11 protein-coding genes are annotated in these 14,006 nt (G+C 60.9%); 4 read left to right on the plus strand and 7 right to left on the minus strand.

What is annotated here, in order from left to right; all coding sequences use genetic code 11:
- Positions 1-236 precede the first annotated feature (236 nt).
- From J7U46_RS08865 to J7U46_RS08880, 4 genes are all read left to right on the plus strand, one after another.
- Positions 237-524 carry a hypothetical protein gene (locus J7U46_RS08865; RefSeq protein ID WP_282824812.1) on the plus strand — a complete coding sequence of 96 codons (288 nt, stop codon included), beginning with the start codon at positions 237-239 and terminating at the stop codon, positions 522-524.
- A 93-nt stretch (positions 525-617) separates the two neighbouring features.
- Positions 618-3,029, plus strand: a complete 2,412-nt coding sequence (locus tag J7U46_RS08870; protein WP_282824814.1) for a DEAD/DEAH box helicase family protein — start codon at positions 618-620, stop codon at positions 3,027-3,029.
- A gap of 26 nt (positions 3,030-3,055) precedes the next feature.
- Positions 3,056-4,258, plus strand: a complete 1,203-nt coding sequence (locus J7U46_RS08875) for a restriction endonuclease subunit S (protein ID WP_282824816.1) — start codon at positions 3,056-3,058, stop codon at positions 4,256-4,258.
- A gap of 2 nt (positions 4,259-4,260) precedes the next feature.
- The gene (locus J7U46_RS08880; protein ID WP_282824818.1) at positions 4,261-6,168 is read left to right on the plus strand and encodes an N-6 DNA methylase; all 1,908 of its coding nucleotides are present in this window, start codon (positions 4,261-4,263) and stop codon (positions 6,166-6,168) included.
- Between the two features lie 121 nt (positions 6,169-6,289).
- Here the strand turns inward: J7U46_RS08880 and J7U46_RS08885 are convergent, their stop codons facing one another.
- From J7U46_RS08885 to trpE, 7 genes are all read right to left on the minus strand, one after another.
- A complete protein-coding gene (locus J7U46_RS08885) occupies positions 6,290-7,384 on the minus strand; it encodes a phage/plasmid replication protein (RefSeq protein WP_282824820.1) in 1,095 nt (364 codons plus the stop codon).
- A 212-nt stretch (positions 7,385-7,596) separates the two neighbouring features.
- Positions 7,597-9,324, minus strand: coding sequence for a DUF927 domain-containing protein (locus tag J7U46_RS08890; RefSeq protein WP_282824822.1), 1,728 nt, complete (start codon positions 9,322-9,324; stop codon positions 7,597-7,599).
- Positions 9,325-9,353: 29 nt separating this feature from the next.
- Positions 9,354-9,662 carry a hypothetical protein gene (locus J7U46_RS08895; RefSeq protein WP_282824823.1) on the minus strand — a complete coding sequence of 103 codons (309 nt, stop codon included), beginning with the start codon at positions 9,660-9,662 and terminating at the stop codon, positions 9,354-9,356.
- Positions 9,663-9,833: 171 nt separating this feature from the next.
- On the minus strand, positions 9,834-10,052 hold the full coding sequence (locus tag J7U46_RS08900) for an AlpA family phage regulatory protein (protein ID WP_282824825.1): 219 nt from the start codon (positions 10,050-10,052) through the stop codon (positions 9,834-9,836).
- 133 nt (positions 10,053-10,185) lie between these two features.
- Complete coding sequence (locus J7U46_RS08905) at positions 10,186-10,980, minus strand: hypothetical protein (RefSeq protein WP_282824826.1); 795 nt, start codon at positions 10,978-10,980, stop codon at positions 10,186-10,188.
- Positions 10,977-12,314, minus strand: a complete 1,338-nt coding sequence (locus J7U46_RS08910) for a tyrosine-type recombinase/integrase (protein WP_282824827.1) — start codon at positions 12,312-12,314, stop codon at positions 10,977-10,979. The genes J7U46_RS08905 and J7U46_RS08910 overlap by 4 nt, the downstream gene beginning before the upstream one ends.
- 179 nt (positions 12,315-12,493) lie before the next feature.
- Positions 12,494-13,978, minus strand: coding sequence for an anthranilate synthase component I (trpE, locus tag J7U46_RS08915; RefSeq protein WP_282824829.1), 1,485 nt, complete (start codon positions 13,976-13,978; stop codon positions 12,494-12,496).
- Between the last annotated feature and the right edge of the window lie 28 nt (positions 13,979-14,006).

Below are 14,006 nucleotides of genomic sequence, written 5' to 3' on the forward strand. Positions count from 1 at the left end.
CGAATCGGCCTACTACGGGTTGGCGAAAAGGCTGCCGGCCATGCAGCGGCGCGCCTCAGAGGCACGCACAACGAATCAGGAGAGACGGGGGACAGCGCCAGCAGAACAACCGGCACTAGAACTAGCTCAGCCTTGGAAATTGGTTTTCCAAGTCCGGCCGAAACTTCCGGAAATCAACGACTTTTGCGACAGCCGGTATTTTCGTAAGTGATTGAATTTTAACGGATATTTACGAAATGCTCGGTTTCCGTCACGGAAATTCACCCGGCACCATCGAAAAACTACGTATCGGGTTGCAGCAGACTGTTTTGGCTCACGGAAAACGGGTCGATTCCGCTGCCAGACTTGATCCAGAGCGGCTTGCGCCGGCCACCAGACACGCTGGCATCAGTCAGAAACCAGAAGCTATCGGAAACGATGTCGCACGGTCCGGCAGCGCGGCCGATGCGCTAACTGGCGGACGACACGGCGACACACGGTCGAGCGCCTGGGGCGTCGGTATCATCCAGCGGCTGTGGCTTTGAGCGGCGAAAATCGAATGGCAGCACGGCGGCTCATCGGTTGATGTCCGGTCGCGGAGTGCTGGAACCGGCCAGAAGAGCCTTGAGGGAGTTCCCATGTCGATGAACGAAGCGGACACGCGCTACCACCTGATTGACCCCGTGCTGCGCACGAAGGGTTACGTCAGCCGCGAGCGCATCACACTGGAAACCATCCTCACCCCACCGCCGGTGGAGCCCAGCGGCGCGAAGGGACGCCGGCGCAAGGGGCCTGGCCGCACCGACTACCTGCTCTGCGTCCCTGTGGATGACGCCCCCAAGCCAATGCCTGTGGCCGTGCTGGAGGCAAAGAAGGAAGCCGAAGACCCTCTGAAGGGTATGCAGCAAGCCAGGGGCTATGCCGACACCCTGCGGTTCGATGTCAAGTACGTGTTCTCGACCAACGGGCACAGGTACGGCGAGTACGACCGCTTCAGCGAGCTGATCAACGGGCCGTTTCCCTTTGCCGACTTTCCCGCTTTCCCGGACCTCGTGACCCGATACAAGAAAGACAAGGGCATCGATCTGACCCAACCGGATGCGGCAATGCTGTTCCAGGCCGACAGCCCGGCCTGGTCGCTGAGCCGGTACTACCAGGACGCGGCAATCCGTGCGGCGTTCGAGAAGATCCTTCTGGATCGGCAAGCTGGACTGCCGCCTCGCGTGCTGCTCACGCTGGCAACGGGCGCCGGCAAGACGATCATTGCCACCAACCTGCTCTGGCGGCTGTCTCAGGCCGGACAGCTTCCCAAGCCCGCGCTGTTTCTATGCGACCGCGACGAGCTGCGCGGGCAGGCCTACACAAAGCTGAAGGCCGCATTCGGTGACAACGCACGCATCGTCAAGGCCGAACGTGGAGGCAACGCTGCGGCGAATGCCCGGGTTCATGTCGCCACATACCAGACACTTGGGCTTGACGACGATGACGGGTTCGCCAGCTTCCTGACCGAGCACTACTGCGAGGACGCCTTCAGCGTGATCATCATCGACGAGTGCCATCGTTCGGCCTGGGGCCGGTGGTCAGAAGTACTCCGGCGTAACCCGAAGGCCATTCACATCGGCCTGACAGCCACGCCGCGCAAGCTTGAAGAGTCCGAGAAAGCCACGCAAGAGGATCAGGAGATCACGGCCAACAATCGCCAGTACTTTGGCGAACCCGTGTACGAATACACCCTCATCCAGGCGCAGGAGGACGGCTACCTGGCCGCCTGCGAGATCGTCAAGCGCAAAGCCAGCATTGACTCCGCCACCTTCACCAAGAAGGAAATTCTGGCCGCTGGCGCTAAGGACATCAAGACCGGCAAGCTGCTGACTGAAGAGGATCTGACCAAGAGCGAGTACACCGGCAAAGACTTCGACAACGAGGTCTTCATTGAGATGCGCACGCCCAAGATGTGCGCCGACCTTTTCAAGCTGCTCTGCGAGAACGGCGGGCCAGAACAAAAGGTCATCATCTTCTGCACCCGCGAGATTCACGCCGATCGCGTGGCGCAGCAGATGAACAACTTGTACGTCCGGTGGTGCCGTGAACATGGGCACACACCCAAGGACCACTACGCCTTCAAGTGTATGGGGGGCGCCAACAACGGGGCCGACATGATCGAGCCGATGCGAGGCTCCGGCGAGCGGGCCTTCATCGCCTGCACGGTGGACCTGTTGGAGGCCGGCGTGGACATCGAGCGACTGAACGCGGTGGTGTTCTTCCGATACCTGCAGTCTGCGATCAAGTTCTACCAGATGGTCGGCAGGGGCACGCGCATCCATGAAGAGACGCAGAAGTACAAGTTCTGGCTCTACGACTACACCGACGTGACGAGCCTGTTCGGTACCGACTTCATCACCAAGTCTCCGAGGCCTGGTAGCGGTGGAGGCGGAAGCGGAAGCGATGGAACCGGGGGCCAGGGCGGTGATGACGATGGCCCCGCCGTTGGCGAGATGGCCGGCCAGCACGTGGGCGTCAACGCGCAGGGCAATTTCATTCTTAGTCGCCGCGATGGGCGCGACACACCGATCCCAGTAGACGAGTACCGGCGCGAAGTGATGCAGCGCGTGATCGCCGAGGCCCACAACCTCGACGAGTTCCGCACGCTGTGGATCGAAGCGCAGAGACGCCGCAGCCTCATCGACCACCTGCTCGGCGACAACTTCAGCCCCGACGTGATTCGGGATATGGACAAGATGACCGACTTCGACCTGTATGACTTCTTCGGTCACCACGGTTACCACGCCCGAGCCCTAAGGCGAAGCGAGCGCGGCGATCTATTCATCAGCAGCCATCGCCCCTGGTTTGACAGCATGGACCCAAAGGCCGCCGTCGTACTCAAGGGTCTGGGCCATCAGTTCTCATTGGGCGGCACCGATGCGCTCGAAACCCCTGCGCTTTGGGATGTTCCAGAGATCAAACTGGCTGGTGGGCTGGATGCGTTGCGAGCACTCGGAAAGCCCACCAACGTTGTGCGCGACGCTAAGGGAAGGTTGTTCGGGATATGAGAGATCAACCGACCCTTGGTGATGTGTTGCTCGACATCCAAGCGGGGAAGAGCTTTCAAACCGCGGAAATCCTCGCGCGGCCGGATGAACTCGGCGTGCTGAAGGTGAGCGCAGTCACCTGGTCTGACTTCCAGCCGGATGAGGCCAAGGCATTGAACGGTGAGTACATCCCGGACGCGAATCACCGCGTTCGAGAGGGAGACTTGCTGATCTCTCGGGCGAATACCAAAGAATTCGTCGGCGCAGTGGTCTTGGTTGACCGCGACTACCCATTTCGGTTGCTTTCCGACAAGACGCTACGCCTGGTGATAGACGAGGGCCTAGCCTCAAAGGAATACTTGCTGTTCGCCCTGCGTGCGCCAAAGGCTCGCCGCCATATTGAGCACTACGCGACGGGCACCAGCGACTCCATGCGGAACATCGCTCAAGGAGTAATTGCTTCTGTACCCATCGACCTCCCGTCTCTGCCTGACCAGTTGCACATAGCTTCTCGTCTTAAGGCCCAAATGGCCGAGGTCGAGGCAGCGCGACATGCGGCGCAGTTACAGCGCAGGGAGTCCGACGCACTGCTTGCCGCCATATACCGCGAAGCATTTGGGCACGTCGTGCCAATTGCCGTGCCACCAACCCCAGACGACCCGCCACCCGGCTGGGAGTGGCTCAAGCTGAACGAGGTGGCGCGACTGGAAAGTGGTCACACGCCGAGCCGGTCGCGTCCGGACTGGTGGGGCGGCGACGTGTCGTGGGTCTCTCTGACCGAAATTCGCGCCTTTGATGGTCAGTGGATCGAAGGCACACAACTACGGACCAACTTGGCGGGGATCGCCAACTCGGCCGCGCGAATCCTTCCGGCTGGAACGGTGTGCTACTCGCGCACTGCATCCGTGGGCTTCGTTGCCATCATGGCGAAGCCGATGGCGACGAGTCAGGACTTTGCCAACTGGGTTTGTGGCGACTCACTCGATCCTGAGTACCTGATGCACGCGCTGATCTGCGCGCGTAAGGAACTACGCGACCTCGCCACTGGCGCAACACACAAAACGATCTACATGCCGACGCTTGAGTCCTTTCATGTCTGCGCGCCTGGTATCGATGCGCAGCGGCGCATCGTCCATGAACTCAAGCAGCGCCTTGGCGAGGCGACATGCCTTCGTGAATCGCTGGAATCGCAGCAAAAAGAGCTCGCCAAGCTGCCCCAACACTTGCTTTCCCAAGCCTTCGAGTACTGACAATGGCCCGCCCCAAGAAGACCGATAGAACCCCCAAGGCCATCGCCTCTACTCAGTCGCTCTCAGCATTCGTCAAGAGCATCTGTGATGTGATGCGCCGCTCGAATTGCGCGAGTGCGCTGCAGTACGTCCCGGAGCTGACCTGGATCTTGTTCCTGCGCATCCTTGATGCCCAGGAAGTGCGCGACCAAGAGAAGGCCGAAGCCGTCGGCGCGAGCTTCATGCCCGCGCTGCGTGCGCCATATCGTTGGCAAGATTGGGCAGCGCCATGGTCCGATAAGCCCGGCCAGCGAGTGACGCCCGAAGGCAAACCCTTCGGCTGGAAGCGGCAAGAGCTGTTCGCCGCTGGCGACGGCAAGTTGTTCGACTTCATCAACAAGGAACTTCTGCCGCATCTCCACAGCCTGGACTTGGACCCGCGCACGAACCTGCCGATGCCAGGGGCCACGCCGAAGCAGCGCATCATCGGCCGCACGATGACGGCAGTCGAGCGTGTGCGGGTGGACTCCGAAACCAACCTGCGGGACATCCTCGACAAGGTGCACGAAATCAGCGTCGATCATATTGACGACCAGCACTTCTTCACCTTGTCGCAGGTGTACGAAGACCTCCTGCTGAAGATGGGCGAAAAGAACTCCGATGGCGGGCAGTTCTTCACCCCGCGCGAGGTTATCCGCGCCATGGTGCACACCGTAGACCCGCAGCTTGGGCAGACGGTGTACGACCCTTGCTGCGGTACCGGCGGCTTCTTGGCGATTGCCTACGAGCACATTGTTCGGAAGATGGGGGGGCAGCCTCCCAGCACGGATATCGACACCCTCAAGCACGACACTTTCTTCGGTCGCGAGAAAGAGAACCTGGTGTTCCCTATCGCGCTCGCAAACCTGGTGCTGCATGGCATTGACCAACCGAATCTTTGGCACGGCAATTCGCTGACGCGCCGTGCCACCTACGCAGCCCTTTTCGAGAACGCGCCCAAGCAGTTCGATGTGATCCTCACCAATCCGCCCTTCGGCGGCAAGGAGGGTAAGGACGCACAGAAGAACTTTGCCTACGAGACCAGTGCGACGCAGGTCTTGTTCATACAGGACGTGCTGGCAGAGCTGGCGCCTGGTGGCACCTGCGCAGTCGTCCTGGACGAGGGCTTACTGTTCCGCACCAATGAAAGCGCGTTCGTCGAGACCAAGCGCAAGTTGGTGGATGAGTGCGATCTATGGGCCATCGTTAGTTTGCCGGGGGGTGTGTTTTCCACCGCCGGAGCCGGCGTCAAGACCAATCTGCTGTTCTTCACCAAGGGCAAGAAGACCGAGCGCATTTGGTACTACGACCTCGCCCAGGTGAAGGTCGGCAAGAAAACGCCGCTCACGCTAGCCCATTTCGGTTTCGCTCCAGATGGGAAGGTGCTGGCGAACGATGCACTGCCGGCTTCGTTGATTGCCGAGTGGCAAACCAAGGAAGAGAACGCCGGCAAGCCCTATCCGAGTTACGCTAGGCAGTTGGCGTTGCGCGGCACCAAAGATGCCGGGAGTCGGTATTCATGGACCGTGGATTTCGCGGCCCGGCGTGCCAAAGCACGCGCTGAGATCCAACCCATCAACGAAGCCGCTGCTGCCATCAAGGCGGAGATCGTGACGCTGAAGGAGCACCTTCGCGCACTCAAGAAGAGCAAGACCACCGCAGAGGTGTTGGACGCCGTCCAGGCAGAGATTCTTGAGAAGGACAAGGCGGCGCGGGAACTAGACAACCAAGCGGTTGCCATTGACGCGGCCGTCTTCGACCTGAAGGCCGTCAACCCGAATGCCGAAGTCGTTCGCGATGACCGCTCGCCAGCCCAAATCCTTGCGAGCATTGAGGCGCAAGGCAAGCTGGTACGCGAGTCTCTACATCGCCTGCGGGGTCTGTTCGCATAATCGTCGGTTTCCGGTGGCTGACGATGCGACACCTGTTCAGGACGGACGGTCGGCCCGTCTGGGCAAAGCAGCAGCACTCTGCACCGCTGCTGGCAGCAGCCCTATGCGTGTATAAATAGGGTTAGCCGTTAGATTCCCTTGTCGGGTTTGAGGGCGGTAGCCCGGTTGTACACCATGTCGACGCATCCCCGTCGTCGGGGTCGAATTTATCAGCCAAGAGGTTCCCGGCCTTCAACACGCTCCCTACCTCAATGTCGCGCGCAGAGCCAAGCACACCCGCCGCCGGCAAGCGGATGTCGAAGCCAAGGGCATCGAGGATGTCCTTTCGGTGCCGGGCCAGAGTCGTCGTACTGGCAATCCGCGCTAGGTCTCGGTCGGCAGCCCAGTGAAGGAACGTGCTGAACACCGCAGGCTTTAACCGCCCCTCAGCTACACCCAGGTCGGGCACCACACGCACAGCGGCTGGCAACTCCAGCGCTTGGAGTTTTGCAACGTACAGCTCTCGCGCAGTTGCTGCCACCCAGTTACTTCCACGACCGAAGGGCGAGCGGGCGAAGAACTGGTCGCGCAGCCGGATTTCGAGGCGAGGGCCAGCAGCGGCGTAGTTCAACTGGTGACCGAAGGCGGCGAGTGCCAATACCCTCTGGTCAACCGGCAAGCCAGCCGCTAGGGCGGCGATGCGCTTGCGTCCCTGATCCAGCGATTCGCGAAGCTTCGCGTAGACGAGGTACTCAGCGGTGCGGCTGCGGGGATTCAGACGAAACCCAACGCCGGGATGAATCCATTCGAGAAGATGGAGGTGAGCGAGCGCCTTGCCGACCTGGCCGATGAACTCCTCGGCATCCACACCGGGCAGCCCAAACGAGTAGGCAATGTGGACCTCATGCAGGCGATAGCGGCCGAAGCGAAATTGGTACATCTGGCGCGAGGTGACGCGGTGCCCAAGCTCTTGGAGGATCAGGGGAGCCAGAGTCCTCACCCATTCCCGCAAGTCATCGGAGCCAACGGCGTTCCAGCCCCCAAAGAGCTTGGCAGGGCAGAAGCGCACGCGAATGCTGTTGCGCCCGATTCGGAGCTTGACGGGGCTGAGCCAAGTGCTGGCGCGTACCTCACGCTTGTAAAGCGCAGACGGCGGTAGGGGCTGCTTTAGGCCCATGTTCGCCATAGCAGCTTGATCCAGCGCGAAGTCGAGGCTGAGATCAACGAGATCAATCATGGGTGCCCTCGATGGGGTGTGACGCTGGAACTGCCTAGTGGCAGTACAGCGATGGAAGGGTGGTGTGGGGTAGTTGATGGTCAAAATGACCACTGAAACCACTTCATAGGTCGCCAGCCAGTGCCGCTCTCGGTTGCGACGGCAGGAGCGCCGATGGCATACAGAAGCAGTTGCCGTTGTCACCGTGACAGCCGTGACAACGGCAAACGCCTTCAGTCTTCAGCTGCCAGGATCGACTGCGAAACCGCCACGAAGTTCATCGGCGTGCGGTGGTTTTCCTGCCCTGACAAACGAACTTGAGCCTGATAGCGATTGCCGCGCTTGCCCTGGCAAACCAAGTGGCCTGCATCACGCAGGTGGGTCGCAGCCTCGCGGCCAAACTTGCTGACGAACTCAGCATCGAACGTCTCTGCGAAGAACAGATATGTTGGCCTGCCATTGATGATCTTGAGGTAGCCCGCCAACCCGTTTACCTGCGTCGGGTCGCTCACGCGCTCAATGGGCAAGAAGCGCGCTGGGTGAGTGAGGATGAAGCGGCGCACGGCCTCGACAGCCTTCTGACCGACTGGCGTGCGCGAACCCTGCAAACGACGTTCTTGTTCTCGCAACAGCAGCCCCATGGCCTCGTATACGTGACTGCGTTTTACGGGAAGCACGTCGTACTGGGCCGCGATGGCGCCGACGAAGCCGATGAAAATCAGCGTTTCCACTTGGCGATTCGTCACGCCGGTCGGCGCGCCGATGTCGGCCGCGTGCAGGATTCCGTCTCGAACTTCGTCCCGGCGTGAAAGCCACATCTTGTTGACGCTCTCCCAGTTCGTCGCGATGGCCTCGACGAAGGTATCTCCCACAACTCCTGCGCACTCTTTGGACTGCACCTTGACGTATTCCGCCAGGTCGGCCGAGCTGCTATGACCACACAGGGCGTCGAACATGCCGTACTTGCCCAGGTGCAGCTCGATTGCACGGGCGAATTGCCCTGTGAGCATGACCTGACTGGCGGCACGCATGGTGTCAGCCAGTCCCGCCTCAGCCGACAAGATGAGAGTGCCGCGAATCGGCGCGTCGGCAGCCACGTGGCGGCTGTAGCCGCTTCGCTTACGTCCACCCGCCCCGTTGCCGGTCGCCATCACGGCGGCGACCAGGGCCTCGCCAGCGTTGGCGCCATGCACGTCCTCGAAAAACAGGGCGTTGGCACCAGCCGCGCGAATGGCCTCGATGATCCCCTGCGGCGTGCCATCGAAGTGCTCCAAACGATCCTCGCCATAGACCAGCATCGACGTGGCTCGCTGGGTCAGTGTCTTGCCGCTCGTGGACATGCCGACCAGTGCCAGAGCAACCGAAGCGATGCCGAACTCGTCCAGCAGCATGGCGGCCAGCGCGAAGAGCAAGACGATCAGCAGCCTCGGGCACTGCTTCAAGACTTCACCGAAAGTCTTGCGGAACTTCTTGGCTGAGACGGCCTTGCGCACGGACCGGGCGACCTTGCCGACCACCACGACCTCGGCGCCGTCGGGCTTCTTGGTCAACCAAAAGACGTTGCCAGCCTTGACCCAGACTTTGCAGGACAGGCCGTTGTGATCGAACGACTGGATGCCCTCGGTGTCGAGAGCATGGACGGGTGTGTTCTCGGCGAAGGTCCGAAGCGCGGCGGCCAAGGTCTTGGCGGAGATGCCTTTGAGCGCCGACATGAAGCCGGGCCGCATGAAGAACTCGTCCAACGCTGCGTGCCTGGAAGACACGCACAAAGACAGCGGTACCGAAATCGTGTTGCATGGATCGGCGTTAGGCAATGCCAGTGCCACAGCGGACGGCTGGCCCGGCTTCTCCAATAGGCCGATGAGTTTCAGGGGCAGTGAGGAAGCCGCTTCGGTCGCCACTACCGGCTGTGGGGTAAAGGTCTGTGCCGCGTGTACCTTGCGGTGTTGTGGTTTGGGCATGATCTTGATGAGGGAAGTAAGGGGCGGGGTCAGCGGATTTCGCTCGCCAGCAGGATTAGCGTCAGGTGATGGCCGGGTTCAGTGACAACACAGACCTCGGTGACCTGGGCCTGTGGCCTCAAGGTCAGCACGGGAAATCGCGTCGTGACTCGCTGGCGCAGGTGGATGGCACTGAGGCGAACTGCGAGGTCGGTGGGTGCCGCCTTGGCTGGAATCAATTGCTGGTGCTCGGCGAGCAAATCGGCAGGCGCGATGTCGGCACGATGCAGCAAGCCGAAAGCTTGGGACGTGACCAGTACGGTTCCGGCATCAAAGGCGGGAGGATCGGGTTTGTGCATTTGGACGTTCCTTTCGGCGGGCGCACGCCAGGGGCTCACCGGGGCGGTGATGGGTATGGGATGGGTGGGGGTTAGAGCGTCAGAGAGACTGCCAATTGGTCAGCCCTGAACGCGGTACGTAGGAGCCCGAACGGTGCCGAGACCAGGTCGCGAGCTTGGCTGCAGCAGTGGTCAGGCGACTTTGCTCTTCGCGGCAATGCCGCTAGACAGGCGTGCCTTGATCCAGTCGTTGACGACCCGCTCGTCCCAAACCGGGATTCGGTTCGTGTCGGTCAGATAGCTCGGGGCCGGAAACAGGCCCGACTTGATCATTACGTGCAGTTGGGTGTTGCTTAGGGCAGTTCGGTCGCGGACCACTGCCCGACGAAGAAGGCGGACGAATTCAGCCATGGCGCACTCTCTATGGTTTCCGCGTCGCCGGGATGGCGAGGCATAGAGGTGACTGTGATGCTGGTGAATCGGGGAAACAATGCGTCCCCCTCGGGAAAGCACTTTCCCTCATCCATTTGGTGCGTGGACTCAGTTACACGCCCTTAATGACCTTGCCATCTGCATCCAGCAATTCGGCAAGTCCAGGGAAGTCGCGGCGAACGCGCGGCTCATCCGACAGAGCGACGACAAGCGACCGAACGATGTACGACTTCATAGTCTCACCGCTGCAAATCTTCTCAGGATCTTTGCCAGGGATAGGCTTCTCTTTCCCTTGTCGGTTCTTGGGCAAGAAGGTCCAGTCAGGTTTCTCTTTCTTCAATTTTTCGGAATGCTCAGCCAGGACGAGAACCCCAAGGACCTTCAGTGCAGTTTGCAGCTTTCGATGGGCTTGCTTGCCCTCATCACTCTTGGATGAGCGCACCGATAGCGGCAGCGGCTCGTCCAAGAACGGAATGCCCTCGTCGTCGTACTCGGTCCGCGCAAACTCGTGACATGCTCGGATGGCCGATTCCTCGTCGTCGAGCCAATCCCCAATCGGGCCAGGGACCTTTAGCAAATAGGTTCTAAGCCAGGAGAAAAGCTCACGTGGCCGAACGACGATGTCATCCGAACCAGCCATAGTCGCGTCAGCATCCGCGACTCGTCCGGGCGCACTGGCGCTGCAATAGCGGAGGCTTGCCACTCGTAGCGTTCGACCAAGCGTCCCATCCTTTGCAATCCCGCGGGCGTTTGAAGGATGGCTCGGATTGAGACCAACGGCCAAGCAGACACCAACGCGAAGCGGGATGCAGTCAGCCGCATGAAAGTCAACGATCCATTGCCGAAGCGCCGCTTCACCTATCCTGGCAACGGGCTTGCTTGGTTTCAAGACCTTGAGCTTTTTCATGCTTGTGCGCCTCCGTTTTTACCAATCGCATGGGCGTTGAACGCGTCGATCATGTCCGACCATGCCTGCATCATCTCAACGCGCTCTTCCCAGTATTTCGCCTTGTTGTAAACGCCACGCACCTCGTTCTTGGGCACGTGCGCCAGTTGGCGTTCGATGGCGTCCTCGCGGAATTTCCCAGACTCATTCAGCATCGTCGACGCGGTGGACCGGAAACCATGGGACGAAAAATCAATCGAGTCTGCTCCATTGAACCCAAGACGTTCGAGGCATCGGTTGAGGGTCGTTGCGCTCATTGGCCGATTCGGGTCGCGCTCGTTGGGAAAAAGAAGTCCGGTTGGGCCTGTCAACTTTGCGAGCAGTCGAAGCTCTGCTGCGGCTTGAGTGGACAACGGAACCAAGTGCGGCCGACGCATCTTCATGCGCTCCTTCGGGATCGCCCAGGTCGCCGTAACAAGGTCGAACTCATGCCACGACGCACGCCTGAGCTCGCCTGGGCGCGTGAAGGTAAGAAGCAGCAACCGCATTGCATGGATCGTCTTCGGGTTGCCGCCATAGCCCTCCAAAGCGGCGAGCAGCGCGGGAATCTGTTTGCTGTCCAGGTGGGCATGATTCGTTGCCTTCACACGCTTGACCCGCCCCTTCAGTGCATAGGTCGGATCTTGCTCAATCAGCTCTTCCGCAATGGCATGCCGAAAGACGGCCGATGCCCATTGCTTGAGCAGCACCGGTAGCGCCTTGAATGAGTTAGGTTGTGCAGCGCCACCTTCGACTTTGCTGGGTCTCAACCGCTTCATGCTGATCAGCGCCTGAGTCAAGTCCCGAGAAGACACCTCCCCGATGGGCTTACTGCCGAGGGGCGGGTAGAGATGGTGCTCGAAGGCTCGCTCGATCTGGCTGGCGTAGCTAGCGGTCCACCGCTTCTTGTTTTCGTTGATCCAAGCAGCCGCTACAGCCTTGAACGTATTGGCACGAGATCGCAGGATCTCTGCTTGCTGCTGGCTCGCTTCCTCTCGACGTTCGTCGCGTTGCGCTGCTGGATGCTTTCCGAGCTTCACTGCGGCACGCCAGTCCAACAGCTGCCGCCTTGCTTCCGCCAGGGTCAGTTGGCCGCTTGCAATGCGCGCTGCAGCCGCCGACGCCGATTCGCCGTTTGGCGCCTGGACGTAAAGACCTGCAGCGAACATGTTTTCGCGACCATCGAGCCGGTAGCGAAAGCGCCAGAACTTGCCGCCGGTCGGGCGCACTTCAAGCTGAAGTCCGCCGCCATCAGTCATGCGGTACGCACGCTCACGCGGCTTCGCATTCCGAATCTGAGTGTCGCTGAGTGGCATCCGGTAGCTCTAGCTGTGGCTGTTACCCTCAACTTTACCCGCAAAAAACACGAATGCCAGATTGTTCCACGGCGTTCAAATCAACTTAACATGTTGATTTTCATACACAAAACGTCTGGAACTGAAGTCCACTGAACAGTCGAGAACGTCAATGCTGCTTATCGATCATCAGCAGCATGTCAGAACCCCTCTTCCACGAGTTCGGCAGCACGCAAGAGAGCTCTCGCCTTCGCCTCTGTTTCTTTCCATTCGAGCTCAGGCACCGAATCCGCCACGATGCCCGCAGCTGCCTGCACGTACAGCGTCTGGTCCTGGATCACGCCGGTGCGGATGGCAATGGCCAGATCCATGTCACCGGCAAAGCTCAGGTAACCGCAGGCGCCACCGTAGATGCCGCGCTTGACGGGTTCCAGCTCGTCGATGATTTCCATCGCGCGGATCTTGGGCGCGCCGCTGAGCGTGCCGGCCGGGAAGGCGGCACGGAACACGTCCATGTTCGTCAGGCCCTGCTTCAGCGTGCCCTCGACGTTGGACACGATGTGCATCACATGCGAGTAGCGCTCCACCGCGAAGGCATCGGTCAGTTTCACGGAGCCGGTCTCGGCGATGCGGCCCACGTCGTTGCGGGCCAGGTCGATCAACATCAGGTGCTCGGCGCGCTCCTTGGGGTCGGCCTTGAGCTCGGCTTCCAGCGCCACATCCTTCTCCACCGTGCCGCCGCGCGGCCGCGTGCCGGCCAAGGGGCGAATCGTCACTTGCGTGCCGGCCGGTGTCTTCTCCTGGCGCACCAGGATCTCGGGCGAGGCGCCGACGATCTGGAAGTCGCCCATGTCGTAGAAGTACATGTAGGGGCTGGGGTTCAGCGAGCGCAGCGCGCGGTACAGGCTCAAGGGTGAGCCGGTGTAGCGCTTGCGAAGGCGCTGGCCGAAGACGATCTGCATGCAGTCGCCGGCGGCGATGTAGTCCTTGGCCTTGAGCACGCCGGCCTCGTAGTCGGCCCGCGAGAACTCGCGCTCCACCGCATGCGCCTCGCTGCGCGTGACGCGCGGCGCGCTGACGCTGTAGGCCAGCTTGTCGCGCAGTTCGGTCAGGCGCTTCTTGCCCTTGTGGAAGGCTTCGGGCTGGCCAGGGTCGGCATAGACGATCAGGTAGAGGCGGCCGCTCAAGTTGTCGATGACCGCCAGCTCCTCGCACTGCAGGAGCATCACGTCGGGCGTGTTCAGGCCACCGCTCTTCTCGGTCTTCGCGAGCTTGGGCTCGACGTAACGCACCGCGTCGTAGCCGAAGTAGCCGGCCAGGCCGCCGCAGAAGCGCGGCAGGCCGGGGCGCAGGGCCACCTTGAAGCGCTGCTGGTAGGCCTCGATGAACTCAAGCGGATTGCCCTCGTTCGTCTCAACCAAGCGGCCGTCCTGCAGCACTTCCGTGCGGAATCCGCTGCTCTTGAGCACGGTGCGCGCCGGCAGGCCGATGAAGGAATAGCGGCCGAAGCGCTCGCCGCCCACCACCGATTCCAGCAGGAAGCTGTGCTTGCCCTGGCCGGCGCCGGCGCAGAGCTTCAGGTAGAGGGAGAGCGGGGTTTCCAGGTCAGCGAAGGCCTCGCTGATCAGGGGGATGCGGTTGTAGCCTTCCGCAGCCAGGCTTTGGAATTCAAGTTCTGTGATCACGTCAACACACCTTCGGTACAGGCGTGCC

It is taken from the genome of Pelomonas sp. V22 (assembly GCF_030014915.1).
Taxonomy (GTDB): Bacteria; Pseudomonadota; Gammaproteobacteria; order Burkholderiales; family Burkholderiaceae_C; genus JAUASW01.